Source organism: Burkholderia pyrrocinia (assembly GCF_018417535.1).
Lineage (GTDB): Bacteria > Pseudomonadota > Gammaproteobacteria > Burkholderiales > Burkholderiaceae > Burkholderia > Burkholderia pyrrocinia_E.
In genome coordinates, this window is the sequence record NZ_CP070977.1 from 3,462,894 (window position 1) to 3,489,672 (window position 26,779).

Consider the following 26,779-nt stretch of genomic DNA (forward strand, 5'->3'; position numbering starts at 1 on the left):
GGGGGCGCGAACGGAACGGGCCAGGTTTCGTGTCGATCGAAACCCGGCCCGTTCTGAATGATGCTGTCGGCAATGCCGCAACGGCTTACCAGCGATAGCCTGCGCCGGCGCCGACTGCCACGGTGCCTCGTGTATTGGTCGACCCGGACGCCTTGACGACCCAGCGACCGTTTCGGGTAGCGGTCGACAGACCGAACGCGACGGCCGACTGACCGCTGTACGTGCCGCCGGCAATCGATACCATGCTTTCGCCCGCCAGCGACGCCTGCGGCAGGTTCGCGATCGCGACGGCGGACGCGATGCCGCCGCTCGCGTCGCGCCGGTAGTGATCGATGTCGGATCTAACGCTGCTGATCTGGTCGTTCAACTGCTGCACGTTCACGGCATCGGTCGGCGCGGTGCCGGCCTTGACGTTGGTGATCTGCCGTTCCTGCCCAGGCGCGCCGACGGACACCGTATCGTCGCGATCGGCGACGGAATTCGCGCCGAGCGCGACCGAATTATTGCCCGATGCCTTCGCATTGTTCCCGATCGCGACACCGCCATTGCCGGATGCGGTCGAGTTCTGGCCGAGTGCCATCGAATTCGATCCGGTCGCTCCGGAGCCGTCGCCGAGCTGTGCCAACTGGTTGCCATGCTCGCCCGTTGGCGGTTTGACGCCGGTGCCGTTCTGCTCGACATTCGTCAGACGAGAATTCAGTGAATCGACGCTGTTCTGGAATTTCTGCTCCATCGCAAAGAGTTGCCCACCGTTGACGGCCTGCATGCTGCCCGCTGCAATTGCGCCTCCCCTGACGTTGTTGAGCAAGGTGCCGCCGACACCGCCGAGCGTCGCGCTACCGAGCGTCAGGTCGTCGTACACGATCGCGCCGAGCGGCTTGCCATTCGGGTCGATCAGGCCGGCCGCCTTGAGCTGCGCGACCGTCACGGCGTCGGTATCGCCGGTGCCGTTCGACAGCCCGGTCAGCGTGCGCGTGCCGTTCGCGCCGGCGACGCTGACGGACGTGCCGCCTTTGTCGGCGCCGATCGAGATCGCGAGACTCGCCGGGTCCTGCCGAACGAGGCCGGTCGTGCCGTTGTCGAGCCGTGTGCCTAGATCGTTGACGTCGTAGCGGATCGACTTGACGTCGGTTTCGGTCGTCGAGACGCGCCCGTCGAGGTTCGTCAGCGCGCTGCCGACATTGGTGAAGGTCTGGCCGTCGATCTTGTAGCTCGGGCCGCGCACGGACCCGTCCGCGTTGATCGTGGCGTCGCCGCCAAGCGCCTCGACGACGGGCTTGAGTTGCGACAGGTTGGTCGCATCGGTGTCGCGCGTGCCGGCGCGGAGATTGACGAGCTGGCGCTCGTTGCCTGTTTTTCCGATCGACACGGTGTTCGCCCGATCGGCGGTGCTGCCCTGCCCCAGCGCGACCGCGTCGTGTGCGGTGACCGTCGCGTCCGCTCCGAGCGCGAGGGCGCGGTTCGCGTTGACGTTCGACGAGACGCCGAGCGCGCTCGAGCGATCGCCGTGAACGTTCGCTCGTTCGCCGACGGCGACGGTGGACCGCCCGTCGGCGACGGACTGCGCGCCGATCGCGATCGCCGAGTAGTCGCCGCCGGTCTCGCCGTTCGCCTTCGCGCCGGGCCCGATGGCGATCGAGCCGGCACCCGATGCGGTCGGATTATCGCCGATGCTGCTTTTGATGATCAGGTAGTCGAGAACGAGATCGGCGGCATGGCTGTAGCCGGGCAAGAACGCGGCGGTCGAGAGGGCCAGCACGGACAGGCGGGCGGACACCCGGCGTTGCCGTTTTGTCGAACTGTGCGGGCGTGCGTTGCCGGAGGGTATGGCAAGGAGGTGAATCATGAATCGTAGTCCTGAATGATTGATTTTATGCATTCGGACGGTCAATGCCGATGTGCTTCATCGGCAACGGGACGTTGTACCGTTGCCTGCGAACTGCACGCCGGGATCGAATGACCGAGACGTGAGTCAGCGACTATACGGAGCGGCTGATGTCCCGTCGATCAGACAGTTACGAAATTGAAGTTGGTGGTATGGGACAGGACATCACGTATCGATCGAGATGTCGTCATTGGACAAGACGCGTAAACAGGAAGCGGCCGACGCGCGTCGGCCGAGTCAAAATGTCGTCGCGCCGTCGCGCATGGACTCGCTCAATCCCCCATCGCGATCCCTTCGCGCCGCGGATCCGCGCCGCCGAACCACACCGTCTGCCCCTGCACGTTCAGACGCTGGATCCCCTGCAGCCCCGAGTTCATTTCGACGACCTGCACGTCGTGCCCGCGGCCCTTCAGCCCTTCGGCGAGCGCGTCCGACACGCGGCCGCGCTCGAGCTGCGTCGGCCCGTTCGTCGACCCGAAGTTCGGCAGCGCGATCGCCTGCTGCATCGTCATCCCCCAGTCGAGCACGCCGACCAGCGTCTTCGCGACGTGATTGATGATCGCGGGGCCGCCGGCCGAGCCGACGATCATCGTCACCTGCTTCGTCTTCTTGTCGAACACGAGCTCCGGCGACATCGCCGAGCGCGGCCGCTTGCCGGGCTGCACGCGGTTCGCGACCGGCCGGCCGTTGTCGTTCGACACGAACGAGAAATCGGTGAGCTGGTTGTTCAGCATGAAGCCGCGCACCATCAGCCGCGAGCCGAACGCATCCTCGATGCTCGTCGTCATCGACAGCGCCTGCCCGTAGCGGTCGACGATCGCGATGTCTGACGTCGACGGCAATTCGGGGCTGCGGTCGTCGGCCATCGCGAGCGTCGTGCCCTGCGGCGTGCCGGCCTGCGCGACGCCCATGCTGTTGTCGCCGATCAGCCGCGCGCGCTGCGCGAGATAGGTCTTGTCGGTGAGGCTTGCCCAGTTGCCGCCCGGCAGCGGCACGAAATCGGGATCGGCGACATAGCGCGCGCGGTCCGCATACGCGAGGCGCCCGGCTTCGCTGAACAGGTGCGCGGCGAACGGTGTCGGCTCGTAGCCGACGTCGTTGCGCACCGGCTTCTGCGCGCCGATCTGCTGCCAGTCGGGCATCGCTTCGAGGATGCCGAGCATCTGCGCGATCGCGAGGCCGCCCGACGACGGCGGCGGCATCCCGCAGACGACCGAGCGCCGGTAGTCGGCGCACAGCGGCGTGCGCACCTTCGCCTTGTAGCGCGCGAGATCCTGGAGCGACAGCAGGCCCGGATTGGTCGGGTGCTTGCGCACCTTCGTGACGATGTCGCGCGCGATCGCGCCGGTATAGAACGCGTTCGCGCCGTGCTCGGCGACCTGGCGCAGCACGGTCGCGAGCGCCGGGTTCTTCAGCACCGTGCCGGCCGCCTTCGGCGTGCCGTCCGGGTTGTAGAAGTACGCGCGTGCGGCCGGGTCGTTCTTCAGGTACTTGTCGTTCGCGATCAGCATCGCGAGCCGCGGGCTGATCGTGAAGCCGTGCTCGGCGAGCCGGATCGCCGGCTGGAACAGCCGGCGCCACGGCAGCTTGCCGTGCGCGCGGTGCGCGGCGTCGAGCATGCGCAGCACGCCCGGCGCGCCGACCGAGCGACCGCCGACGACGCCTTCATAGAAGCCCATCGGCTGGCCGGTCGGCCCGTAGAACAGGCGGTCGGTCGCGGCGGCCGGCGCGGTTTCGCGGCCGTCGTACGCCTGCGCCGCCTTGCCGTCGAAGTACAGCATGAACGCGCCGCCGCCGATCCCCGACGATTGCGGCTCGACGAGCGCGAGCACCATCTGCGTCGCGATCGCGGCGTCGATCGCGGTGCCGCCGGCCTTCAGCATCTCGTAGCCGGCCTGCGTCGCGAGCGGGTTTGCGGCCGCGATCATGCTGTGCTGCGAGGTCCAGCCCGGCTTGTCGACCCAGCCGGACGACAGCTCGGGCGCATGGAAGCCGGGCAGCGGCACGGCGGCACCCGACGCGGCGGCCACCGGGACGACGGCGCCCGACGGCGTGGACGGGGACGTGCAGCCGGCGTTGAACGCGACGAGCGCGATGGCGGCGAGCAGCGTCCAGGGACGCGAATGCGGACGAATCCGGTCGAACATTGAACCCTCGGCAGAGCAGTGAATTCGAAGGAGGCGGCGGCGTTGGCGCGGGCGCAACGGGGCTGCCGGCCCCGGCGCGCTATTGTCGCCGCGCGGCCGGCGGATTGTCACCCGACAGGAAACCCTGACGCATCCCGCCGGGCCCGCCCCGGCCGGTCTTTCCGGCCTGTTCGAGGATGAACTCTATGAACGTCGACGTCGCGCGCGTGTGGTGCCGGTTCGGCATGTAGAGCATGTACATGTGCGTGCCGAAGATGCTGAGCCGGTATGCGTCGAGCGACGTGACGACGGCGCCGCGCCGCATGTCGTCCTGCATCACGTAGTCGGGCACGATGCCGACGCCGATCCCCGCGAGGATCGCCTGGCGCAGGAACAGGAAGTTCTCCGAAATCAGCGTGGGTTCGAGCAACACCTCGTGGCGTTCGTCGCCGAGATACGCGGCGATCCTGAGCTGGCGGCCCATCACCGTCGCGGTGACGACCGGCGCGGCGGCCAGCGCGCCGAGGCTCGCGGGCATCCCGTGCGCGGCCGCGAATGCGGCCGACGCGCACGCAACGTAGCGCACCGCGCCCATGTCGCGTGCGACGAGGTTCTGCGGCGGCTCGGGCATCACGCGCACCGCGATGTCGATCTCGTCGCGCATCAGGTCTTCCACGCGATTCTCGAATACGACGTCGAGCACGATGCCCGGGTGCAGCCGCTTGAACGCGAGCAGCCATTCGGACATCACCATCTGCCCATAGCCGCTCGGCACCGACAGCCGCACGCGGCCCTGCAGGTCCTGGCCGAGCGTCGTCACCGATTCCTCCGCGGCGAGCAGTTCGTTGCGGATGCGCCGGCCGTGCTCGTACAGCTTCAGCCCGATCTCGGTCGGCTCGATGCGCCGCGTCGTGCGCCGCACGAGCTGCTGGCCGATCGAGCGCTCGAGCTGGTTCAGCCGGTAGCTGACGTTCGCGCGGCTCATCTTGAGCCGCTGCGCGGCCTTGCTGAGATTGCCGGCGTCGAGGATTTCGACGAGCAGCGTCAGCGCGTTCAGGTCCATGCGTTCGCTCATGATCCGTCCCGTTTAACGGTTGGAAAGCATTCAGTGTCAAGTCAGACTTGACAGCTTGTAAAGGCGAGAGGGAATTGTCAATGAATCTCGATCAATCGAGAATCGGGGGCATGCCCGGCGTAATGCCGGATTGTTTCCCGCGCGGCGCGGGACCGGCGTCGCAGCAGGCGCCGGCCGCCCGGCGGACAGACCGCAACGCATGCGGCCCGCATACGCGCCCACGCATGCGCCCGGGCCGACAGGAGACACGATGAATTCACCCACCACCTCTACTTCTCCCGCAACCCCCGCCGGCACGGTCACGCGCGAGCGACGCGACAAGGTGCTCGTCGTCACGATCGACCACCCGCCCGTCAACGCGTTGTCGGCCGACGTGCGCCGTGGCCTGGCCGACGCGCTCGACGCCGCGCAGGCCGACGACGCGATCCGCGCGGTGCTGATCGTCGGCGCCGGCCGCAACTTCATCGCGGGCGCCGACATCCGCGAATTCGGCAAGCCGCCGGTGCCGCCGTCGCTGCCCGATGTGTGCGAGCGGATCGAATCGGGCACGAAGCCGGTCGTGGTCGCGCTGCACGGCGCGACGCTCGGCGGCGGGCTCGAAGTCGCGCTGGCCGCACATTACCGGCTTGCGGTGCCTGGCGCGAAGCTCGGGCTGCCCGAAGTCACGCTCGGCCTGCTGCCCGGCGCGGGCGGCACGCAGCGCGCGCCGCGCCTGATCGGCGCGAAGGCCGCGCTCGACCTGATGCTGACGGGCCGTCACGCGAGCGCCGAAGAAGCGCTCGCGCTCGGCCTCGTCGACCGCGTCGCGCACAGCGACGACACGCTCGCCGAAGGTCTCGCGTATGCGCAGGAACTCGTGTCGCTCGGCGCACCGGTGCGCCGCACGCGCGATGCGCAGGGGCTCGCCGATCGCGCGGCCGCGCAGGCCGCGATCGACGCGGCGCGCGCGGAACTGCCGAAGAAGTCGCGCGGGCTGTTCTCGCCGGCGAAGATCGTCGAAGCGGTCGAGGCCGCGCTCACGCAGTCGTTCGATGCGGGGATGAAGCTCGAGCGCAGCCTGTTCCTGCAGTGCATCGACAGCCCGCAGCGTGCGGGCCTCGTGCATGCGTTCTTCGCGGAGCGCGAAGCGGCGAAGGCGCCCGAGGCGCGGCGCGCGAGCGCGCGGCCGGTCGAGCGGATCGGCGTGGTCGGCGGCGGCACGATGGGCGCGGGCATCGCGGTCGCGGCGCTCGACGCCGGGCTGCCGGTGACGATGATCGAACGCGACGAAGCGTCGCTCGCGCGCGGTCGCGCGCACGTCGAGAAGGTGTACGACGGCCTCGTCGCGAAAGGGCGGATGACGCCGGCCGCGCACGCGGCGCGGCTCGCACGCTTCAAGGGCAGCACGTCGTACGACGCGCTTGCGCAGGCCGACGTGGTGATCGAGGCCGTGTTCGAGGACATGGCCGTGAAGAAGGCCGTGTTCGCCGAGCTGGCGCGTGTCTGCAAACCGGGCGCGGTGCTGGCGACCAACACGTCGTATCTCGACATCGACGAACTGGCCGCGAGCATCGACCGGCCGGCCGACGTGATCGGCCTGCATTTCTTCTCGCCGGCCAACGTGATGAAGCTGCTCGAGATCGTCGTGCCGGCGCGCGTGAGCGCGGATGTCGTCGCGACCGCGTTCGCGCTGGCCAGGCAGTTGAAGAAGACACCGGTGCGCGCGGGCGTATGCGACGGCTTCATTGGCAACCGGATCCTCGCCGTCTATCGCACGGCCGCCGACTACCTGATGGAAGACGGCGCGTCGCCGTACCGGATCGATCACGCGGTGCGCGAATTCGGCTTCCCGATGGGGCCGTTCCAGGTCGTCGATCTCGCGGGCGGCGACATCGGCTGGGCGACCCGCAAGCGCCGCGCGGCGACGCGCGATCCGCGCGCGCGCTACGTGGAGATTTCCGACCGGCTGTGCGAGCGCGGCTGGTTCGGGCAGAAGACGTCGCGCGGCTACTACCTGTATCCGGACGGCGCGCGCGTCGGCACGCCGGACCCGGAAGTCGAAGCGATCGTTTCGGAAGAGCGCGCGAAGAAGGGCATTACGCCGCGCACGTTCACCGACGACGAGATCCTGCGCCGCTACCTCGCCGCGATGATCAACGAAGGCGCGAACGTCGTGCACGAGAAGATCGCGCTGCGCCCGCTCGATGTCGACGCGGTGTTCCTGTACGGCTACGGCTTTCCGCGCTATCGCGGCGGCCCGATGCACTACGCGGACACGGTCGGCCTCGCGAACGTGCTCGCCGATATCCGCGCGTTCGCGAAGGAGGATCCGCTGTTCTGGAAACCGTCGCCGCTGATCGTCGAACTCGTCGCGCGGGGCGCGGATTTCGCGAGCCTGAACCGCATCGACTGAACGCCAACCGCATTCGCAACGGACCGAAGATGGACCTCGATTTCACTCCCGAAGAGGAAGCCTTCCGCACGCAAGTGCAGCGCTTCCTGCAAGCCGAACTGCCCGAGCGCATCGCGCGCAAGGTGAAGGGCGGCCTGCACCTCACGCGCGACGACATGCGCGAATGGCACGCGACACTCAACGCGCGCGGCTGGCTCGCGAGCCACTGGCCGCGCGAATACGGCGGCCCCGGCTGGAGCGTCGCGCAGAAGTTCCTGTTCGACAACGAATGCGCGCTCGCCGGTGCGCCGCGCATCGTGCCGTTCGGCGTGAACATGCTCGGCCCCGTGCTGATCAAGTACGGCAACGAAGCGCAAAAGCGCCGCTGGCTGCCGCGCATCCTCGACGGCACCGACTGGTGGTGCCAGGGCTACTCGGAGCCGGGCGCCGGTTCCGATCTCGCAGCGGTGAAGACGAGCGCGGTGCGCGGAATCGACGCGCAGGGCGAGCACTACATCGTGAACGGCCAGAAGACGTGGACCACGCTCGGCCACTACGCGAACATGATCTTCTGCCTCGTGCGCACCGCGACCGACGTGCGCAAGCAGGAAGGCATCAGCTTCCTGCTGATCGACATGAACACGCCGGGCGTCGACGTGCGCCCGATCATCACGCTCGACGGCGAGCACGAGGTGAACGAGGTGTTCTTTACCGACGTGCGCGTGCCGGCGGAAAACCTCGTCGGCGAGGAGAACCGCGGCTGGACCTACGCGAAATTCCTGCTCACGTACGAGCGCACCAACATCGCCGGGATCGGCTTCTCGACGGCCGCGCTCGACCGGTTGCGCGCGGTCGCCGCGAAGGTGACGAAGAACGGCAAGCCGCTCGCGGACGATCCGCTCTTCGCGGCGCGCGTCGCGCGCGTCGAGATCGAGCTCGAGAACATGCGCACGACCAACCTGCGCGTGCTGGCCGCGGTCGCGGGCGGCGGCGCGCCGGGCGCGGAAAGTTCGATGCTGAAGATCCGCGGCACGCAGATCCGCCAGGAGATCGCGTCGCTGATGCGGCGCGCAATGGGGCCGTACGCGCAGCCGTTCGTCGACGAAGCGCTCGATGCGGACTACGACGGCGAACCGGTCGGCCCGGACGAAGCCGCGAGCGCCGCGCAGCAGTACTTCAACAACCGCAAGCTGTCGATCTTCGGCGGCTCGAACGAGATCCAGAAGAACATCATCGCGAAGATGATGCTCGGGCTGTAACGAGGGACGCGACGATGGATTTCCAGCACACAGAAGACCGCCGGATGCTGGCGGACACGTTGAACCGCTTCATCGCCGAACAGTACGCGTTCCCGGTGCGCGATCGCATCGCGCAGTCGGCCGAAGGCTTCGATCGCGCGATGTGGCAGCGCTTCGCTGAACTCGGCACGGTCGGCGCGCTGTTTCCCGAGGCCGACGGCGGCTTCGGCGGCGCGGGCTTCGACATTGCCGTGGTGTTCGAATGCCTCGGGCGCGGGCTCGTCGTCGAGCCGTTCCTCGGCGCGCTGCTCGCGGGCCGCGCGCTGTCGCTCGCCGGTGGCGATGCGCATCGCGAGAAGCTCGCGGCGCTGATCGACGGCAGCGCGAGCGCCGCGTTCGCGCACGACGAGCCGGGCTCGCACTACGAACTGACGACCGTGCGCACGCGTGCCGAACGCTCGGGCGACGGCTGGGTGCTGACCGGCGCGAAGGGCGTCGTCGACCAGGCCGCGCAGGCGGCGTTCTTCGTCGTCAGCGCACGCACGTCCGGTCACGACGACGATGCGGCCGGCATCGGCCTGTTCGTCGTGCCGGCCGATGCGCCGGGCGTATCGCTGCGCGACTACAGGAAGATCGATGGCGGCCGCGCGGCCGAGGTGCGCTTCGATCGCGTCGCGCTGCCGGCCGATGCCGCGCTCGGCGAGGCGGGCGGCGATCACGACGGCGAAGCGGGCGCGGCGCTGCTCGAACGCGTGCTCGGCTACGGGCTGCTCGCGCTGTCGGCGGAGGCGCTCGGCGCGATGGACGTCGCGAAGGAACACACGCTCGAATACCTGCGCACGCGCAAGCAGTTCGGTATGCCGATCGGGAGTTTCCAGGCGCTGCAGCACCGGATGGCCGACCTGCTGCTCGAAGTCGAGCAGGCGCGCTCGGCCGTGATCAACGCGGCCGCGCAGCTCGATGCGCCGCGCGCGGTGCGCGAACGCGCGCTCGCGGCGGCGAAGGTCAGCATCGGCCGGATCGGCACGCTCGTCGCCGAGGAGAGCATCCAGTTGCACGGCGGGATCGGGATGACGTGGGAGCTGCCGCTGTCGCATTACGCGAAGCGCCTCGTGATGATCGATCACCAGCTCGGCGACGAGGATCACCATCTCGCGCGCTACATCGCGCTGTCGAAACAGTAAAAGCGCATAGCGCGAATGGAGGAGACAAGGATGACGAACGAACCGCGCGCATTGCCGCTGGCCGGCGTGAAGGTGCTCGATTTCTCGCGCGTGCTCGCGGGCCCGTGGTGCGCGATGGTGCTCGCCGATTTCGGCGCGGAAGTGATCAAGGTCGAGCATCCGGCGCGCGGCGACGACACGCGCGACTGGGGGCTGCGGATCGGCAATACCGAGACGACCTACTTCAACAGTGTGAATCGCAGCAAGCGTTCGATCTGCCTGGACCTGCAGACCGAGGCCGGGCAGCGCATCGCGCGCGAGCTGGCCGCGCAGGCCGACGTGGTGATCCACAACTTCAAGTTCGGCGGCGCGGAAAAGCTCGGCCTCGGCTGCGACGCGCTGGCCGAACTGAACCCGCGCCTCGTGCACTGCGCGATCTCGGGCTACGACCGTTCGGGCGCCGAGGCCGCGCGGCCCGGCTACGACCTCGTCGTGCAGGGCGAGGCCGGGCTGATGGCACTGAACGGCGAAGCCGGCCAGCCGCCGCTGAAGTTCGGCGTCGCGGCGGTCGACCTGTTCACCGGCATGTATTCGGCGCAGGCGATCCTCGCCGCGCTGTACGAGCGCCATGCGACCGGGCGCGGGCGGCGCATCGAGATGGCGCTGTTCGACTGCGGGCTGATGATCACCGCGTACTACGGGCTCGACGCGCTGCTGATGGGCGAGGACCCGCCGCGCTACGGCAACGCGCATCCGTCGATCGTGCCGTACGGCGTGTTCGACGCGGCCGACGGCCCGCTCGTGATCACGGTCGGCAACAACACGCAGTTCGCGCGCTTTTGCGATGTGATCGAGCGGCCCGACCTCGCCGCCGACGCGCGCTACAAGACCAATCTCGGCCGCTCGGAGAATCGCGCCGATCTGCTGCCCGAGATTCGCCGCGAACTCGCACGCCGGTCGCGCGCGACGCTGCTTGCCGTGCTTGCGGACGAGGGCATTCCGTGCGGCGAAGTGCTCGGACTGCACGAAGCGCTGACGTCCGAGCGGGCGACCAGCGCGGGGCTCGTCACGCGGCAGCCGCATCCGGTCGCGGGCGACGTCGACGTGCTCGCGCCGCCGTATCGCTTCGACGGCGCGCGGCTGCCGGTGCGCGGCGCGCCGCCCGTGCTGGGCGCGGATACGGACGCGGTGCTCGGCGGCTGGCTCGGGATGTCGGCCGACGAGGTCGCGCGGCTGCGTGCGGATCGCATCGTGTAACGCGGTTTTTGCCGCCGCGGCGCGGGCGGATGGGATCACGCGCCGGCCATCCACAAGACACTTCTCGCGAAACGACGAGGAGATTGCCCTGCGGGGACTGGAGTAAGCGCTGAAGCGCCAACTCGGGTCGACCGCGAAGCATGGGACCCGAGTAACCGCTAAAGCGCTAACTCTGGTCGACCGCAAAGCATGGGACCCGAGTAACCGCTAAAGCGCTAACTCTGGTCGACAGGAGACACCATGGAGCTTTCCGTCATCGAATCGGTCACGGCGCGCCGCGACTACCAGCAACTCGTGCGCGCGCGGCGCCGCTTCAGCTTCACGCTGACGGCGCTGATGATCGCCACGTACTACGGCTTCATCCTGCTCGTCGCGCTCGCGCCGCATGTGCTCGCGACGCCGCTGTACCGCGGCGCGACGACGACGGTCGGGATCGCCGCGGGCGTCGCGATCATCCTGGTCGCAATCGGCCTGACCGCGTGCTACGTGCTGCGCGCGAATCGTGCGTTCGACCGCCGGGTCGACGCGATCCTGCAAAGTTCGTGACGGAGGCCGACATGCGACGCACATCGATCGCGCTCGGCGCGCTTGCCGTTCTCGTTTCCTCCGCCGCCCACGCGGTATCCGTCGCGGGCCCGATGCCCGACAAGGTCGAACTGAACCCGGTCGCGATCGGGATGTTCTTCGCGTTCGTGTTCGCGACGCTCGCGCTCACGCGCTGGGCCGCGCGCCGCACGCGCTCGACACGCGACTTCTACACGGCCGGCGGCGGCATCACCGGGCTGCAGAACGGGCTCGCGATCGCGGGCGACTACATGTCGGCCGCGTCGTTCCTCGGGCTGTCCGGGATGGTGTTCATGTTCGGCTTCGACGGGCTCATCTATTCGATCGGCTTTCTCGTCGGCTGGCCGTTCGTGATGTTCCTGATCGCCGAACCGCTGCGCAACCTCGGCAAGTTCACGTTCGTCGACGTCGTCGCGTACCGCTTCGCGCAGCGGCCGATCCGGCTGCTGACCTCCGCGAACGCGCTGACGATCGTCGTGCTGTACCTCGTCGTGCAGATGGTCGGCGCGGGCAAGCTGATCCAGCTTTTGTTCGGGCTGTCGTACGGCACGGCCGAGCTGATCGTCGGCGTGCTGATGGTCGTCTACGTGTTCTTCGGCGGGATGACCGCGACCACCTGGGTGCAGGTGATCAAGGCCGTGCTGCTGCTGTGCGGCGCGACGTTGCTCGTGCTGCTCGCGCTCGGCGAATTCGGCTTCAGCATCGACGAGATGTTCCGCCGCGCGGTGGCCGTGCATCCGGGCGCGCTCGGCATCATGGGGCCCGGCAAGCTGATCCGCGATCCGGCCAACGCGCTGTCGCTCGGCATCGCGCTGATGTTCGGCACGGCCGGTTTCCCGCACATCCTGATGCGCTTCTTCACGGTGCCGAACGCGAAGGAGGCGCGCAAGTCGGTGCTCTACGCGACCGGCTTCATCGGCTACTTCTACCTGCTGACCTTCGTGATCGGCTTCTCGGCGATCGTGCTGCTCGCGCAGCATCCCGAGTTCTTCAAGCTCGGCGCCAACGGCACGTTCAACCTGACTCACGACCTGCTCGGCGGCTCGAACATGGTCGCGGTGAAGCTCGCGCAGGCGGTCGGCGGGAACTGGTTCTACGGCTTTATCGCGGCCGTCACGTTCGCGACGATCCTCGCGGTGGTCGCGGGCCTGACGCTCGCCGGCGCAACGACGATCTCGCACGACCTGTATGCGCAGATGTGGGCGCGCGGCAAGCCCGACGAGCGCCTGGAGATGCGCATCTCGCGCGCGGCGACGATCGTGCTGTCGGCCGTCGCGATCGGGCTGTCGATCCTGTTCGAGCACGTGAACGTCGCGTTCATGGTCGGGCTCGTCGCGGCGGTGGCCGCGAGCGCGAATTTCCCGGTGCTCGCGATGTCGATCTTCTGGCGCGGGATGACGACGCGCGGCGCGGTGCTCGGCGGCGGCCTCGGTCTCGTGTCGGCGGTGGCGCTCACGGTGCTGTCGAAGTCGGTGTGGGTCGACGTGCTGCACCACGCGCACGCGCCGGTGTTCCTCGACAACCCGGCGCTCGTGTCGGTGCCGCTCGCGTTCATCGGGATCGTCGTCGGCTCGCTCGCGGATCGCGGCGAGCGCGCGCGGCGCGAGCGCGACGCGTTCGCGCAGCAGGAGTTCTACGCGCAGACGGGCCTGCTGGCCGGTGAGGCCGTGCAGCACTGATTCGTCTGATCAAAGCACGCATCCGTCCGGATCGCCGGACGGATATTTTCCGGAAATCCGGAATCCCGGATTTCCTTGCCTGCCGCATTATGAGAAATACAATGAAAACAATGGTTTGAGGGGTCACGGAAACCTGGCATCGACCTTGCGATATAAAGCGCACGGCCGCCCACTCGGCCTGACTATTAAACCAAGGAGACAATCGATGACCACTGCCTTCCTCCCCTTCCGGATGTCCTGAGGCATCGCTTGTTGCGGCACGGCAGCCGCGCGGGCGAATGCTTTTCCCCTGACATTCGCCCGCGCGCGTGACGCCGTTTCCACCGGCTCATCTACTTCAGCAGGAACCATCGTGAAGAAGAAACCCTTCTACAAAGTGCTCTATGTGCAGGTGATCTTCGCCATCATCGTCGGCGTGATCCTCGGCCACTACTACCCGGCGCTCGCCACCGACATGAAGCCGCTCGGCGACGGGTTCATCAAGCTGATCAAGATGGTGATCGGTCCGATCATCTTCTGTACGGTCGTCACCGGCATCGCCGGCATGGAGGACATGAAGAAGGTGGGCCGCGTCGGCGGCAAGGCGCTGCTGTACTTCGAGATCGTGTCGACCTTCGCGCTGCTGCTCGGCCTCGCGGCCACGCACATCCTGCGTCCGGGCGTCGGCTTCAACATCGATCCGGCGACGCTGAACGGCAAGGAAGTCGCGTCGTACGCGGCGAAGGCGCACGGGCAGTCGACGGTCGACTTCCTGATGCACATCATCCCGAACACGATGGTCGATGCGTTCGCGCAGGGCGAAATCCTGCAGATCCTGCTGATCGCGCTGCTGTTCGGCAGCGTGCTCGCGCACCTCGGCGAGCGCGGCAAGGTCGTTACCGACTTCATCGACGGGCTCACGCGCGTGCTGTTCGGCATCGTGCACATCGTCACGAAGCTGGCACCGATCGGCGCGTTCGGCGCGATGGCGTTCACGATCGGCAAGTACGGCGTCGGCTCGCTGGTTCCGCTGCTCAAGCTGATCGGCACGTTCTACCTGACGTCGGTCGTGTTCGTGCTCGTCGTGCTCGGCGCGATCGCGCGCTTCACGGGCTTCTCGATCATCCGCTTCGTGTCCTACATCAAGGAAGAGCTGCTGATCGTGCTCGGCACGAGCTCGTCGGAAGCCGCGCTGCCGCAGCTGATGGAAAAGCTCGAGAAGGCCGGCTGCTCGCGTTCGGTCGTCGGGCTCGTCGTGCCGACCGGCTATTCGTTCAACCTCGACGGCACCAACATCTACATGACGATGGCCGTGCTGTTCATCGCACAGGCGACCAACATCGAACTGACGTGGATGCAGCAGCTCACGCTGCTCGCGGTCGCGATGCTGACGTCGAAGGGCGCGAGCGGCGTGACGGGCGCGGGCTTCATCACGCTCGCCGCGACGCTGGCCGTCGTGCCGACGATCCCGCTGTCGGGCATGGTGCTGATCCTCGGCATCGACCGTTTCATGAGCGAATGCCGCGCGCTGACCAACATCGTCGGCAACGGCGTCGCGACGGTCGTCGTGTCCGCGTGGGAGAAGGAGCTGGACCGCAACAAGCTGCGCCAGGCGCTGAAGGGCGGCGGCGAGGTCGCGGCGACCGAGACGGCCGGCGTCTGACATCATGAAGGAGCAGGCGGCGGCACCGCCCGCCGGCGGCGCGGCACGCGGCGGCAATCCGGAGGCCTATGACACAATAGGCGATCCGCATCGCCAGGAAGCCTCGACCGTGACGCGCCGCCTGCTCATCCTCGTCGTGCTTGCCGCCGCGCTCGTCGCGGCGTGCGCGCTGACGTGGACGATTACCTGGCAACGCGGCGTCGCCGAGCTGCAGCGCAACGCCGCGGTGCGCGTCGACCGCACCACCAACGCGCTCAAGAGCACCCTCGACCGCTACGAATCGCTGCCTTATCTGCTCGGCAGCCATCCGTATGTGCAGGACCTGCTCGCCGAGCCGAAGCGCGGCGACTACACCGCGCGCGTCAACCGCTATCTCGAAGATCTCAACGAACACGCGCACGCGACCGTCACCTACGTGATCGGCGCGGACGGCCTGTGCGTCGCCGCCAGCAACTGGCGCGCGCCCGACAGCTTCGTCGGGATCGAATACCGTTTCCGCCCGTATTTCCTCGACGCGATGAATGGCCAGGTCGGCCGCTTCTTCGGGATCGGCACGATCTCGCGCGATCCCGGCTACTACATCTCGCAGCCCGTGTGGCGCGACGGCAAGATCGCGGGCGTCGTCGTCGTGAAGCTCAATCTCGAATGGTTCCAGGGCGCCGATGCGTCCGAGCCGCTCGTCGTCGCGGACGATCACGGCGTCGTGTTCCTGTCGTCGGTGCCCGCGTGGAAGTACCACACGCTGCGGCCGTTGACCGGGCCCGTTGCCGCGTCGATCTACGAGACGCGCCAGTACGCGCAGCAGCCCGTCACGCCGCTGCCGCTGCGCATCGAGCAGACGCTCGGCGCCGATGCGGAGATCGTGCGGCTCGGCCCGGGCCGGCGCGCGCCGCGCTTCCTGGCCAGCAAGCGGCGGATCGGCGAGCCCGACTGGCTGCTCGTCACGCTCGCGCCGATCGCGCCCGTCGACACCGATGCGCGCAACGCGACGATCGTCACGGGCTTCGGTTTCGTGTCGGTCGCGCTGCTCGCGTTCTACTGGCGGATGCGCCGCGCGCGCGTGCGCGAAATGATCCGCGGCCGCGCGCTGCTGCAGCAGGCGTACGCGGAGCTGAACCGGCGCGTCGAGGAGCGCACGGCCGACCTGTCGGAAGCGAACGAGCAATTGCAGAAGGAGGTCGGCGACCGGATCCGCGCGGAGCAGGATTTGCGCGCCGCGCACGACGAATTGATCCAGGCGAGCAAGCTCGCCGCGCTCGGCCAGATGGCGGCCGGCATCACGCACGAACTGAACCAGCCGCTCGCGGCGCTGCGCAGCTTCTCGGACAACACGCGCGTGCTGCTCGATCGCGGCGAGCAGGCGGCCGCGCGCGAGAACCTCGAGGCGATCGCCGCGCTCACCGAGCGGATGGGCAAGATCACGAACCAGTTGAAGCTGTTCGTCGGCCGGGCGAAGCCGCGCAACGAGCGGGCGCTCGTCGTGCGTGCGCTGCGCAGCGTGCTGGCGCTGCTCGGCGATCGCCTGCGCGGCGTCGCGCTCACGCTGACGCTGACGCTGCAGGACGCGACCGTATCGCCCGCGCACGACGACCAACGGAGGTCGCAGCGGGACACGCCGCTCGACCTGGCGCGCGACTATCCCGAGCTCGTCGCGCGTTGCGAGGACCTGCGCCTCGAGCAGGTGCTGATCAACCTGCTCGGCAACGCGCTCGACGCGGTCGCGGGCATCGCGGCGCCTGCCATCGAAGTGACGATCGCGGTATCGGCCGCGACGCTCGCGGTCGAGGTGCGCGACAACGGCCCCGGCATCGCGCCCGACCTGTTGCCGCGCCTGTTCGAGCCGTTCTTCACGACCAAGGAAATGGGGCGCGGGCTCGGGCTCGGCCTCGCGATCTCGTCGTCGATCGCGAGCGACGCGGGCGGTGCGCTGACCGCGCGCAACGCACCGTCGGGCGGCGCGCTGTTCGTCTTGACGCTGCGGCGCGCGCGCACGCATCATCCGGACTCCGTGTCCGAGCCGGCGGGCTCGCATTAGCCCGCCGCAGGCCCGGTCGGCGAACGACCGGCATCAACGCCGCCGTGCGCGACAGCGCCGCGCGGCCCGTCAGGAGCAAGTGAGTACGATGGCCAACCGGCTGCAAGTGATCTATATCGAAGACGATGCGCTCGTTCGCCGGGCGAGCGTGCAGAGCCTTCAACTGGCAGGCTTCGACGTCGCCGGCTTCGAGTCGGCCGAAGCGGCGGAGAAGGCAATCGTCGCGGATACCGCGGGCGCGATCGTCAGCGACATCCGGCTGCCCGGCGCGAGCGGGCTCGACGTGCTCGCGCAGTGCCGCGAGCGCGTGCCCGACGTGCCCGTGATCCTCGTCACCGGGCACGGCGACATCTCGATGGCCGTGCAGGCGATGCGCGACGGCGCGTACGACTTCATCGAAAAGCCGTTCGCGGCCGAGCGCCTGATCGAGACGGTGCGCCGCGCGCTCGAGCGGCGCGAACTCGTGCTCGAGAACCATGCGCTGCGACGCGAATTGGCTGGGCAGAACATCGTTGCGCCGCGCATCATCGGCCGCAGCCCCGCGATCGAGCAGGTGCGCAAGCTGATCGCGAATGTCGCGCCGACCGATGCGTCGGTGCTGATCAACGGCGACACGGGCGCCGGCAAGGAACTGATCGCGCGCAGCCTGCACGAGCTGTCGCCGCGTCGCGACAAGCCGTTCATCGCGGTGAATTGCGGCGCGCTGCCCGAGCCGATGTTCGAGTCGGAAATGTTCGGCTACGAGCCCGGCGCGTTCACCGGTGCCGCGAAGCGGCGCGTCGGCAAGCTTGAATACGCGTCCGGCGGCACGCTGTTCCTCGACGAAATCGAAAGCATGCCGCTTGCGCTGCAGGTGAAGCTGCTGCGCGTGCTGCAGGACGGCGTGCTGGAGCGGCTCGGCTCGAACCAGCCGATCCGCGTGAACTGCCGCGTCGTCGCGGCCGCGAAGGGCGACATGAGCGAGCTCGTCGCGGCCGGCACCTTCCGGCGCGACCTGCTGTACCGGCTCAACGTCGTGACGATCGCGCTGCCGCCGCTCGCGGAGCGCCGCGAGGACATCGTGCCGCTGTTCGAGCACTTCATGCTCGATGCGGCCGTGCGCTACGGGCGGCCCGCGCCCGTGCTGACCGACCGGCAGCGCGCGAGCCTGATGCAGCGCGACTGGCCCGGCAACGTGCGCGAGCTGCACAACGCGGCCGACCGCTTCGTGCTCGGCGTGGCCGACATGCCGCAGGAAGCGGGCACCGGCGGCGACGCTGCCGACAGCGAGCAGACGCTGAAGGAGCGCATCGAGCAGTTCGAGCGCGCGGTGATCGCCGAGGCGTTGAACCAGACGGGCGGCGCGGTCGCCGCGACGGCCGATCGGCTGCATGTCGGCAAGGCGACGCTGTACGAGAAGATGAAGCGTTACGGGCTATCGGCGAAGGGCGAAACCGAGCGCTGAAAAGCAAACGGACCGCGGAACCGGGGTAGTCGGTCGTGCGGTCCGTTTTCTGGAGAAGGGCGTTGACGGCGGCCCTTCGATCCGGATCCGGCGGCGCTCAGGCCGCGTTGCTGTCGAGCGCCTTCTTGAGCAGCGCGTCGAGTTCCGCGAACTGCGGGGCGCCGACGTAGCGCTTCAGGATCTTGCCGTTCTTGTCGACGACGAACGTCGTCGGCGTGAGCTGCACGTTGCCGAACTGCTTCGCGACGCTGCCGTCGTCGAGTGCGACCTTGAACGGCAACTGGCGCGTCTGCGCGTAGTTCGCGACGTACATCGGCGGATCGTAGTTCATCGCGACCGCGACGAATTCCAGCCCCTGACCCTTGAAGCGGTTATAGGTATCGACCATCTGCGGCATTTCCTGCATGCAGGTCGCGCAGCTCGTCGCCCAGAAGTTCACGAGATAGACCTTGCCCTTCAGGTCGCCGGCGGTCGAGACTTTCTGGCCCGACAGCAGCGTGAACGTCGCGTCCGGCACGCTGGACTTGCCGTTGAACGCGAAGAAGCCGGCTACGGCGATGGCCGCGACAACGACGGCCGCGACGATGTAGCGAACGGGGCCGGCGCTGCGGCGGGCGGGAGGCGTGGTGTTCATCTGCGGTGCTCTCGGAGTCGGTCGATGACGCGGATCGATGCAAAGGACGTCGAAATTCGTCGCCCATTTTAGCGCGAATGCAGCGCGCGCACCGACCGCGGCCCCGCATCCCGGTTTTCACGTTCGGCGGATAATGCCAGTTTTGCCTGCCCGATCCACGCCATGCCGAAGGAAGTCATCGATTCGTTGCGCCCCCTTTTTCTTCCGCTGCGACACTTCGCCGCGCTCGCCTGCGTGAGCGCCGCGCTGGCCGCGTGCTCGCCGTCGTATGACTGGCGCACGCTGCACAACGACGCCGGCTACACGGTCGACCTGCCCGCGAAGCCGACCGTCGAGGAGCAGCCGGTTGCGATCGGCGGCACGTCGATGCCGATGCGGATGCAGGCCGCGCACGTCGACGGCGCGGTGTTCGCGGTCGGCACGCTGACGCTGCCCGACGACCGCGACGACACGCGCCGCGCGGCGCTCGAGTTCCTGCGCGCCGGGCTGTCCCGCAATCTCGAAGGCGCGCCGCAGACGGCTTCGGTGCCCGTGCCGCTCGCGGCCGGCGGCGCGGTGAACGGGCTCGAACTGCGCGTCGCGGGCGCGGCCGCAGGCGGCGATCGCGCGCGCAAGACGATCGTCGCGCGGCTCGCCGCGCGCGGCCGGCACGCGTACCAGGCCGTCGTGATCGCGGACGGGCCGCTTGCGCAGGAGCAGTTCGACCAGTTTTTCGGCTCGTTCAAGCTCGACTGACGACGGTCGGCGAGGGCGACCCGACATCGTGTGACAACTGAAAGTTCATTCGCAGCTTTCGACGCTAATCGCCGGATTTTGCGAGGGTTTTTCGGCTATCCACAGCGCATGTGGATAACTTTGTTGAAAAGTTGGCCGGATTTCCCGCTGAGCCGCTCCGGACGGCCCTCCCGCCCGTTTTGCGGCTCGCTCTCGTATTGAGAAAAATCAATAAAAACAACGGGATATGGATTCCGCGCCGGAGATGCCCTGGCGAGCTGCAATCCGGGGCCGGATTCGCGAAATTGTGCATAAGTCAAGTCTTGACAGCCGGATTTTGTCCTCCGGGAGACCGGGGCGCGGCATTCAGCGGGGTGCGCCGGGTGGGCCGCCGGGGGCGGCGGCCCGTGCGGCGGCCGCCGGCGCTCGCGATCGAGGCCAGATTCGGGGGCCGGACAAGCGTGCGTCGTCATTTTTCTTTCCGTGTCGCCGGCCACCGCATCGATCCCTCCGCTTATCCGTTCACGCGACGCGCGCGAGCCCCGAGCCGCCGATCGCGCGCGCGGTTTCGATCACCTGCGGGCCGATTTCCGCGATCGCGCTTTCCAGCGTCCAGCGGCTCGACGGCGCCGACACGTTGACTGCGCCGATCGGCATGCCGTTCGGCGCGAGTATCGCCGCGCTGATGTTGATGTCGCCGTTGTAGTACTCGCCGTTCGCCCACGCGAACCCGTTCGCCCGCGCGTCGGCTAGCAGCGTTTCGAGGCGCTCGGGATCCGTGATCGTCTCGGGCGTGTACGCGACGCGATCGCACGCTGCGATCAGCTCCGACGCATGTTGCTTCGGCAGTTTCGACAGCATCGCGCGCCCGGACGCGGTGCAGTACACCGGCAGCCGCATCCCGATCGGCATGTTGACGAACATTTCGCGTTGCGTCGGGAAGCGGGCGATGTAGACGACGTCGGTGCCGTCGAGTTCCGCGAGCACGCAGGTTTCGAGGCAGGTCCGGTTCAGCGAATGGAGATACGGGTTCGCATTCTTGACCAGCTGGCTCGTCTGCAGATAGCGCAACCCTACTTCGAGCGAGCGCGGCGCGAGCGAATACGATTTCGTGACGCCGTTCTTGCGCAGATAGCCGAGTGCGACGAGCGTATACGTAAAACGTTGCGCCGCGCTCTTCGTCATGCCGGCCGCGTCGGCCAGTTCCGCGAGCTTCATCGACGGGCGGTCCTCGCGGAACGCGGCCAGCAATTGCAGGCCCCGCGCGAGGGACGTGATGTAGAGGGGGGAGGCTTCGGCTTGCTCGTTCGGATTCATTTCACTTCGGGATAAAGAGGTGTTGGGTGACCGTCACGCGACGAGCTGGCCGAGGAATTCACGTGCGCGCGCGGTTTGCGGCGCGCTGAAGAAACGATTCGGCTCACAGGTCTCGACGATTTCGCCGCGATCCATGAACACGATGCGGTCGCCTACCTCGCGCGCGAAACCCATCTCGTGCGTGACGCACACCATCGTCATGCCGTCGCGCGCCAGTTGCATCATCGTGTCGAGCACTTCCTTCACCATTTCCGGATCGAGCGCGGACGTCGGTTCGTCGAACAGCATGATCTTCGGCTCCATGCACAGGCTGCGCGCGATCGCGACGCGCTGTTTCTGTCCGCCCGACAACTGGCCGGGATACTTGTTCGCATGCTGCTCGATCCGGACCCGTTCGAGATAGTGGAGCGCGATTGCCTCTGCATCGCGCGCGCCCATTTTCTTCACGAGCCGCGGCGCGACCGTGCAATTCTGCATGACAGTCAGGTGCGGGAAAAGATTGAAATGCTGAAACACCATCCCGACGTCCTCGCGCACGCGGCGAATGTTCGCCGGCGCGGCGTTCAGCTCGACTCCGTTCACGACGATATGCCCCTGCTGATGTTCCTCGAGGCGATTCAGCAGCCGGATCGTGGTCGACTTGCCCGAGCCGGACGGGCCGCAGAGGATCAGCTTCTCGCCCCCGTCGACCTGCAGGTCGACGTGGTTCAGCACCTTGAATTCTCCGTACCACTTCGATACGGCCTGCATGGAGATGACCGGGTTCATCGCGCGGCTCCGTGTCAGATCTTTGCGGCGGGGTTGTGGTCGGATGCGCCGTCCCAGTAGCCGGGTACGGAGAGGCTTTTCTCGGCGCGCCGGAACAGGTGCGACAGCACCGCGCACATCGCGAAATATATTGCGCCGACGAGCGAGTACACCAGTAGCGACCGGAACGTCGCGCCGGCGAGCATTTGCCCCGCGCGCATCAATTCGTAGACGCTGATGACGGCCACGAGCGACGTGTCCTTCACGAGCACCAGCGCGTAGTTGCCGAGCGCCGGGAAGATCATGCGCAGCGCCTGCGGGATCACGATCACGCGCATCCGCTGCGCGCTGCTCAGGCCGAGCGCGCGCGATGCTTCGAACTGGCCGCCGTCGACCGCCTGGACGCCGCCCCGGAACAGCTCCGCCAGGTACGCGCCGAAGTTCAGCATCAGGCCCAGCACGCCCGCCATGAAGCCGGGCATCACGATGCCGAGTTCGGGCAGCCCGTAATAGATGAAGAACAGTTGCACCAGCAATGGCGTGCCGCGCACGATTTCGATATACGTCTTCGCGGCCGAGCGCAGCGCCGGCCGCGACGACATCCGGCAGAAGCAGACGCCGAGCCCGACCGCGACGGACAACACGGCCGACACGACGAACAGTGCGATCGTCCACAGCGCGCCGTCGAACAGCGGCTCGAGATAGGTTTTCAGAATGTCGAGGGTCATATCCACTCCCGGTTCGCGTCGGATGACGCCGCTGGTTCAGCGCGCCTGCAGATCGGCCACGCCCCATTTCGCGAGAATCGCGTGCAGCGTGCCGTCCTGCTGCATTTTCGCGATTGCGTTGTTGACGGCTGCGAGCAGCGCTGCGTTGCCCTTCTGGAGCGCGCCGGCGACCATCCATTGCTTGTCGGGGCGATAGTCCGGGTCGAGTTTCACGCCGGGGATCGACTTCAGGCGGATCTGGTAGAGCACGCTCGGCGGATCGACCACGCCGAGATCGATGCGCCCGACGCGCACGTCGGCGAGCAGCGAGAAGTAGTCCGGATACGTCATCACCTGCGTGTCGGGCAGGGCCTTGATCATCTTGTACTGCGTGCTGTCGACCAGCGTGCCGACCTTGGTTCCCTTGAAGTCGGCGAGTGTCCGGTAATGGCGCGATTGCCCGTCGCGGATCACCACGCCTTCGCCCCAGCCGTACAGCGGCGCGGTGAAGTCGACAACCTTCGCGCGGTCGTCGGTGATGAACAGCGGCGCCGACATCAGGTCGGCGCGCCCCGACGTGAGCGTCGGGATCAGCCCGTCGAACGGCACGTCGGTCAGCTTCACCGCGACGCCCAGCCGTGCGCCGATCGCTTGCGCGACATCGACCATCACGCCCTGCAGCTTGTTGGATGCCGCTTCGAGAAAGCCGTGCGGCGGGCTGGAAGCCGTCGTCACGACGTTCAGCGTCCGGGTTCGCATCACGTCGTCGAGCGTACGGGCGTGCGTCACGGAAGCGAGCAGGCTCGCGGCGGCGACGAGCACCGTCATCCGGTATTTCGGTTGTTTCATGATGAAGACTCCCGGTGTGGGGAAACGGTCGAGGAAGTCGTCGCCGATGCATTACGCGGTGAGCGACGCGTGCGTCAGCGACGGCGACTGTGCCGCCAGTGAACAGCACTCCTGAATGACGGTGGCGGCCAGGAATGCCGTCGTTTCGCCGACGTCCTGCGCGGGCGAAACGGTATTGATGTCGAAAGCGACGAAATCGAGGCCCGACAGTGCGCGCAGCAGTGCAAGACCTTCCCTGGCGCTAAGGCCGCCCCATTCGGGCGTGCAGACGCCGGGCGCGCAGGACGGGTCGAAGATATCCATGTCGAAGCACAGATAGACGGGGCGGCCGCGCAGATGCTCGCGAATCCGCGCGCCGCACGCGGCCGGATCGGCTTCCAGTGCAGTGAACGGCACGATGTTGTAGCCGAGCGAGCGGCCGAATTCGAGCACGCCGTCCATGAAGGTCGTGCCGCGCGCGCCGACATGGAAGCTTTGGCGCACGTCGATCAGCCCTTCTTCCGCCGCGCGCGTGAACGTGGTCGCGGTATTGAAGCCGGCGAGGTCGTAGGTGTCGGTATGCGCGTCGATATGCAGGACGGCGAGGCCGGGGTGATGTTTGCCGACGGCCCGCAACTGCGGGAGCGTGACGGCGCCGTCGCCGCCCATCGACACGGGTACGATGCCGGCCGCCACGATCGGCGCGAGCGCCTGCTCGATCAGCGGATAGCTGCGCTCGACATCGCCGGGAAAGCACGCCACGTTGCCCGCATCGACCAGCCCGAGCGTATCGATCGCATTCGGTGGACGCTTGGCCGGATCGACGAAGAAGGGTCGCAGCAACCGCGACTGACGCCGGATCGCGTCGGGGCCTTCGCGCGATCCCACGCGAAACGCGTGCGTGCCGCAATCGAACGGAATTCCGATGATGCATGCGCGAGGCGCCGGGGACGTTGCATCGTCCTTGACCGGGACGCCCATGAAGGTGGCATAGGACATGGTGCGCTTCCTTGTATATCGCAGATCGCGATGAACAAATCTTAGAAGGCACATATGAATCGCACAACGTTTCAATATTATCGCCATGCGATACGATTGGAAGGTGCTGGCAAACCGCGGCGAGCGGTTTGCGGCTCGGTTGCTGTGCTCAGAGTGCCGTGAGCACGCGTCGATAACGGATCGCCTCGGCGATCTGCGCGGCCGTCGGCAGCGGGTCTCCGGCCAGGTCGGCGATCGTCCGCGCGACCTTCAGCACGCGGAAATAGGCGCGCGCCGACCAGCCGAAGCGCTCGCCGGCCTCGCGCAGCAGCCGCTCGCCTTCGTCGGTCGGCCGGCACAGGTCGTCGGTCTCGCGGCCGCTCAGCATGTGATTCGTCTTGCCCTGCCGGCCGAGCTGCAGCGCGCGCGCCTGCGCGACCCGCGCGGCCACCGCGGCGCTCGGCTCGCCGGGCGCCGACGCACGCGACGCGAGTTCGGCCGGCGACAGCGCGGGCAGGTCGATCTGGATGTCGATGCGGTCGACGAGCGGCCCCGACAGCTTGCGCAGGTAGCGCGCGGCGACGTCCGGCGTGCAGCGGCAGCGCCCGGACGGATCGCCGTGCCAGCCGCACGGGCAGGGGTTCATCGCGGCGATCAACTGGCACGCGGCCGGAAAGTCGGCTTGCTGCGCCGCGCGCGAGATCGTGATGCGGCCGGCTTCCAGCGGCTCGCGCAGCATCTCGAGCACGTGCCGGTCGAACTCCGGCAACTCGTCGAGGAACAGCACGCCGAGGTGCGCGAGCGTGATTTCGCCGGGCTGCGGCGGGTTGCGGCCGCCGACCAGCGCGGCGGCGCTCGACGAGTGATGCGGCGCGCGGAACGGCCGCCGGCGCCACTGTGCGGGCGAGAAGCCGATACGGCTCGCGGAAAGGAGCGCGGCCGACGTCAGCGCCTCGTCGTCGGTCAGCGGTGGCAGGAGCCCTGGCAGCCGAGCGGCCAGCATCGACTTGCCGGCTCCCGGCGGACCGACCATCAGCATGTGGTGACCGCCCGCGGCGGCGACTTCCAGCGCGCGCCGGGCGCCGCGCTGCCCGACCACGTCCGCGAGGTCGGGCGCGGCCGGCGCCGGCAGGCCGTCGAGACAGGGCGCCGCGACCGGCGCGAGCCGCCCGTCGGGCGCATCGGCGAGATGTGCGCACAGCGCGGGCAGGTCGGGCGCGCCGAACACCGTGACGCCCGGCACGAGCGCCGCCTCGGCCGCGCTGTCGAGCGGCAGGTACAGCTCGGGCGGCCGCGACGTTGCCCCGCGGCCGGACAGGGCGCCGGAATCCTGACTTGGATCGGAACCAAGGCCCGATCCGGTTTCGCCCGCGCGCCAGTCGCGCGCGGCGCCGCACGCCATCGCGAATGCGCCGCGCATCGGCCGCAGCGCGCCGGTCAGCGACAGTTCGCCCGCGAATTCGCGGCCGGCCAGCGCGTCGGCCGGAATCTGGCCGTTCGCGGCGAGGATGCCGAGCGCGATCGGCAGGTCGAACCGGCCCGACTCCTTCGGCAGATCGGCGGGCGCGAGGTTGACGGTGATGCGGCGCACGGGGAATTCGAATCCGCAGTTCTGCAGCGCGGCGCGGACGCGCTCGCGGCTTTCGCGGACTTCGAGATCGGGCAGGCCGACGATCGCGAACGACGGCAATCCGTTGGCCAGATGGACTTCGACGGTGACGTCCGGCGCGCGGCCGGATGCAGGCGCGCGACTGCGCACCACGGCGAGCGACATGGCGAGGCTCCTGTAAACAGACGGGCGACGGCCCGTTCGGGGCCGCATGCCGCGGAAATCGGAGGAATCGGTGCGCGCTTGCCGGCGTGGCGCGGGGAAAGAACGAGGCACTGCGGAACGACGAGCTGCGAAGAGCGGGGACAGCGAAGAGCGGGGGAACTGCGAAGAACGACGGACTACGAAGAACGGCGCAACGGCTTCGGGGCGGCGGGCGCGGGCCGCGCGAGGCGGCCCGCGCCCGGACCTTGCGGTCGGGTGACGGGCGTCAGGCCTGTGGTGCCGCGAGCTTCTGCTCGAGTTCCGCGACACGCTTTTCGAGTTCCTCGAGGCGCACGCGGGTGCGGGCGAGCACCTGCGCCTGCGTGTCGAATTCCTCGCGCGTGACGAGATCGAGCTTCGAGAAGCCTTGCGACAGCATGGCCTTCACGTTGCGCTCGACGTCCTTGGCCGGCGAGTTTTTCAGCAGGTCGCTGACGCGCGACTGCAGATCGTTGAAGACGTCGCTGGGTTGCTTCATGTGATTCCCCTTCCTTGCACAAAAAATGTGCATCTTCAGTTGCGTACGTGCCCATGATGCACGCATGACCGGAAATGGTGCGCC

General features: G+C 68.0%; 21 protein-coding genes. 10 read left to right on the forward strand and 11 right to left on the reverse strand.

The annotated features are described in order from the left end of the window. Window positions 1–85 precede the first annotated feature (85 nt). The 3 genes from JYG32_RS16100 to JYG32_RS16110 all read right to left on the reverse strand — a co-directional run bounded on the left by JYG32_RS16100 (window position 86) and on the right by JYG32_RS16110 (window position 5,074). Window positions 86–1,846: a YadA family autotransporter adhesin gene (locus tag JYG32_RS16100; protein WP_213264079.1), complete on the reverse strand. Its 1,761-nt coding sequence runs from the start codon at window positions 1,844–1,846 to the stop codon at window positions 86–88. Between the two features lie 311 nt (window positions 1,847–2,157). Then, window positions 2,158–4,032: a gamma-glutamyltransferase gene (ggt, locus tag JYG32_RS16105; RefSeq protein WP_213264080.1), complete on the reverse strand. Its 1,875-nt coding sequence runs from the start codon at window positions 4,030–4,032 to the stop codon at window positions 2,158–2,160. A 79-nt stretch (window positions 4,033–4,111) separates the two neighbouring features. Then, the gene (locus tag JYG32_RS16110; protein WP_047899118.1) at window positions 4,112–5,074 is read right to left on the reverse strand and encodes a LysR family transcriptional regulator; all 963 of its coding nucleotides are present in this window, start codon (window positions 5,072–5,074) and stop codon (window positions 4,112–4,114) included. Window positions 5,075–5,336: 262 nt separating this feature from the next. Between JYG32_RS16110 and JYG32_RS16115 the strand changes: the two genes are divergently transcribed. From JYG32_RS16115 to JYG32_RS16155, 9 genes are all read left to right on the forward strand, one after another. Next, entirely contained in the window at window positions 5,337–7,478 is a 2,142-nt protein-coding gene (locus JYG32_RS16115) for a 3-hydroxyacyl-CoA dehydrogenase NAD-binding domain-containing protein (RefSeq protein WP_213264081.1), read from the forward strand. A 29-nt stretch (window positions 7,479–7,507) separates the two neighbouring features. Then, window positions 7,508–8,716: an acyl-CoA dehydrogenase family protein gene (locus JYG32_RS16120; RefSeq protein WP_213264082.1), complete on the forward strand. Its 1,209-nt coding sequence runs from the start codon at window positions 7,508–7,510 to the stop codon at window positions 8,714–8,716. A gap of 14 nt (window positions 8,717–8,730) precedes the next feature. Next, on the forward strand, window positions 8,731–9,879 hold the full coding sequence (locus tag JYG32_RS16125; protein WP_174383711.1) for an acyl-CoA dehydrogenase family protein: 1,149 nt from the start codon (window positions 8,731–8,733) through the stop codon (window positions 9,877–9,879). Between the two features lie 30 nt (window positions 9,880–9,909). Further along, window positions 9,910–11,115: a CaiB/BaiF CoA transferase family protein gene (locus JYG32_RS16130; RefSeq protein ID WP_213264083.1), complete on the forward strand. Its 1,206-nt coding sequence runs from the start codon at window positions 9,910–9,912 to the stop codon at window positions 11,113–11,115. A 240-nt stretch (window positions 11,116–11,355) separates the two neighbouring features. Next, entirely contained in the window at window positions 11,356–11,661 is a 306-nt protein-coding gene (locus JYG32_RS16135) for a DUF485 domain-containing protein (protein ID WP_174383709.1), read from the forward strand. A gap of 11 nt (window positions 11,662–11,672) precedes the next feature. Then, window positions 11,673–13,358, forward strand: coding sequence for a cation acetate symporter (locus JYG32_RS16140; protein WP_213264084.1), 1,686 nt, complete (start codon window positions 11,673–11,675; stop codon window positions 13,356–13,358). A 352-nt stretch (window positions 13,359–13,710) separates the two neighbouring features. Further along, on the forward strand, window positions 13,711–15,000 hold the full coding sequence (locus JYG32_RS16145; protein WP_213264085.1) for a dicarboxylate/amino acid:cation symporter: 1,290 nt from the start codon (window positions 13,711–13,713) through the stop codon (window positions 14,998–15,000). Between the two features lie 4 nt (window positions 15,001–15,004). Then, window positions 15,005–17,035: a sensor histidine kinase gene (locus JYG32_RS16150; RefSeq protein ID WP_213264086.1), complete on the forward strand. Its 2,031-nt coding sequence runs from the start codon at window positions 15,005–15,007 to the stop codon at window positions 17,033–17,035. Window positions 17,036–17,123: 88 nt separating this feature from the next. Next, a complete protein-coding gene (locus JYG32_RS16155) occupies window positions 17,124–18,479 on the forward strand; it encodes a sigma-54-dependent transcriptional regulator (protein WP_174383705.1) in 1,356 nt (451 codons plus the stop codon). 97 nt (window positions 18,480–18,576) lie between these two features. Here the strand turns inward: JYG32_RS16155 and JYG32_RS16160 are convergent, their stop codons facing one another. After that, window positions 18,577–19,113 (reverse strand): TlpA disulfide reductase family protein, encoded by a 537-nt coding sequence (locus tag JYG32_RS16160; RefSeq protein ID WP_174383704.1) that lies wholly within the window; start codon window positions 19,111–19,113, stop codon window positions 18,577–18,579. A gap of 162 nt (window positions 19,114–19,275) precedes the next feature. Here JYG32_RS16160 and JYG32_RS16165 point away from each other — a divergent pair, with 162 nt between their 5' ends. Further along, entirely contained in the window at window positions 19,276–19,848 is a 573-nt protein-coding gene (locus JYG32_RS16165; protein WP_213264087.1) for a hypothetical protein, read from the forward strand. Window positions 19,849–20,349: 501 nt separating this feature from the next. Here JYG32_RS16165 and JYG32_RS16170 read toward each other — a convergent pair. From JYG32_RS16170 to JYG32_RS16200, 7 genes are all read right to left on the reverse strand, one after another. Further along, window positions 20,350–21,144, reverse strand: a complete 795-nt coding sequence (locus JYG32_RS16170) for an IclR family transcriptional regulator (RefSeq protein ID WP_213264088.1) — start codon at window positions 21,142–21,144, stop codon at window positions 20,350–20,352. 33 nt (window positions 21,145–21,177) lie between these two features. Further along, window positions 21,178–21,912 carry an amino acid ABC transporter ATP-binding protein gene (locus tag JYG32_RS16175; RefSeq protein ID WP_213264089.1) on the reverse strand — a complete coding sequence of 245 codons (735 nt, stop codon included), beginning with the start codon at window positions 21,910–21,912 and terminating at the stop codon, window positions 21,178–21,180. A gap of 14 nt (window positions 21,913–21,926) precedes the next feature. Then, window positions 21,927–22,619 carry an amino acid ABC transporter permease gene (locus tag JYG32_RS16180; RefSeq protein WP_213264090.1) on the reverse strand — a complete coding sequence of 231 codons (693 nt, stop codon included), beginning with the start codon at window positions 22,617–22,619 and terminating at the stop codon, window positions 21,927–21,929. A gap of 36 nt (window positions 22,620–22,655) precedes the next feature. Then, window positions 22,656–23,447 (reverse strand): ABC transporter substrate-binding protein, encoded by a 792-nt coding sequence (locus tag JYG32_RS16185; RefSeq protein WP_213264091.1) that lies wholly within the window; start codon window positions 23,445–23,447, stop codon window positions 22,656–22,658. A 51-nt stretch (window positions 23,448–23,498) separates the two neighbouring features. Next, window positions 23,499–24,407 carry an arginase family protein gene (locus tag JYG32_RS16190; protein WP_213265442.1) on the reverse strand — a complete coding sequence of 303 codons (909 nt, stop codon included), beginning with the start codon at window positions 24,405–24,407 and terminating at the stop codon, window positions 23,499–23,501. A 166-nt stretch (window positions 24,408–24,573) separates the two neighbouring features. Then, the gene (locus JYG32_RS16195; protein ID WP_213264092.1) at window positions 24,574–26,178 is read right to left on the reverse strand and encodes a YifB family Mg chelatase-like AAA ATPase; all 1,605 of its coding nucleotides are present in this window, start codon (window positions 26,176–26,178) and stop codon (window positions 24,574–24,576) included. Between the two features lie 265 nt (window positions 26,179–26,443). Further along, window positions 26,444–26,695 carry an accessory factor UbiK family protein gene (locus tag JYG32_RS16200; protein WP_006489451.1) on the reverse strand — a complete coding sequence of 84 codons (252 nt, stop codon included), beginning with the start codon at window positions 26,693–26,695 and terminating at the stop codon, window positions 26,444–26,446. Window positions 26,696–26,779 lie beyond the last annotated feature (84 nt).

Coding starts and splice junctions, on each gene's coding strand:
- JYG32_RS16100 (WP_213264079.1), bottom strand. CDS start 1,846: ATGATTCACCTCCTTGCCATACCCTCCGGCAACGCACGCCCGCACAGT.
- ggt (WP_213264080.1), bottom strand. CDS start 4,032: ATGTTCGACCGGATTCGTCCGCATTCGCGTCCCTGGACGCTGCTCGCC.
- JYG32_RS16110 (WP_047899118.1), bottom strand. CDS start 5,074: ATGGACCTGAACGCGCTGACGCTGCTCGTCGAAATCCTCGACGCCGGC.
- JYG32_RS16115 (WP_213264081.1), top strand. CDS start 5,337: ATGAATTCACCCACCACCTCTACTTCTCCCGCAACCCCCGCCGGCACG.
- JYG32_RS16120 (WP_213264082.1), top strand. CDS start 7,508: ATGGACCTCGATTTCACTCCCGAAGAGGAAGCCTTCCGCACGCAAGTG.
- JYG32_RS16125 (WP_174383711.1), top strand. CDS start 8,731: ATGGATTTCCAGCACACAGAAGACCGCCGGATGCTGGCGGACACGTTG.
- JYG32_RS16130 (WP_213264083.1), top strand. CDS start 9,910: ATGACGAACGAACCGCGCGCATTGCCGCTGGCCGGCGTGAAGGTGCTC.
- JYG32_RS16135 (WP_174383709.1), top strand. CDS start 11,356: ATGGAGCTTTCCGTCATCGAATCGGTCACGGCGCGCCGCGACTACCAG.
- JYG32_RS16140 (WP_213264084.1), top strand. CDS start 11,673: ATGCGACGCACATCGATCGCGCTCGGCGCGCTTGCCGTTCTCGTTTCC.
- JYG32_RS16150 (WP_213264086.1), top strand. CDS start 15,005: ATGAAGGAGCAGGCGGCGGCACCGCCCGCCGGCGGCGCGGCACGCGGC.
- JYG32_RS16155 (WP_174383705.1), top strand. CDS start 17,124: ATGGCCAACCGGCTGCAAGTGATCTATATCGAAGACGATGCGCTCGTT.
- JYG32_RS16160 (WP_174383704.1), bottom strand. CDS start 19,113: ATGAACACCACGCCTCCCGCCCGCCGCAGCGCCGGCCCCGTTCGCTAC.
- JYG32_RS16165 (WP_213264087.1), top strand. CDS start 19,276: ATGCCGAAGGAAGTCATCGATTCGTTGCGCCCCCTTTTTCTTCCGCTG.
- JYG32_RS16170 (WP_213264088.1), bottom strand. CDS start 21,144: ATGAATCCGAACGAGCAAGCCGAAGCCTCCCCCCTCTACATCACGTCC.
- JYG32_RS16175 (WP_213264089.1), bottom strand. CDS start 21,912: ATGAACCCGGTCATCTCCATGCAGGCCGTATCGAAGTGGTACGGAGAA.
- JYG32_RS16180 (WP_213264090.1), bottom strand. CDS start 22,619: ATGACCCTCGACATTCTGAAAACCTATCTCGAGCCGCTGTTCGACGGC.
- JYG32_RS16185 (WP_213264091.1), bottom strand. CDS start 23,447: ATGAAACAACCGAAATACCGGATGACGGTGCTCGTCGCCGCCGCGAGC.
- JYG32_RS16190 (WP_213265442.1), bottom strand. CDS start 24,407: ATGGGCGTCCCGGTCAAGGACGATGCAACGTCCCCGGCGCCTCGCGCA.
- JYG32_RS16195 (WP_213264092.1), bottom strand. CDS start 26,178: ATGTCGCTCGCCGTGGTGCGCAGTCGCGCGCCTGCATCCGGCCGCGCG.
- JYG32_RS16200 (WP_006489451.1), bottom strand. CDS start 26,695: ATGAAGCAACCCAGCGACGTCTTCAACGATCTGCAGTCGCGCGTCAGC.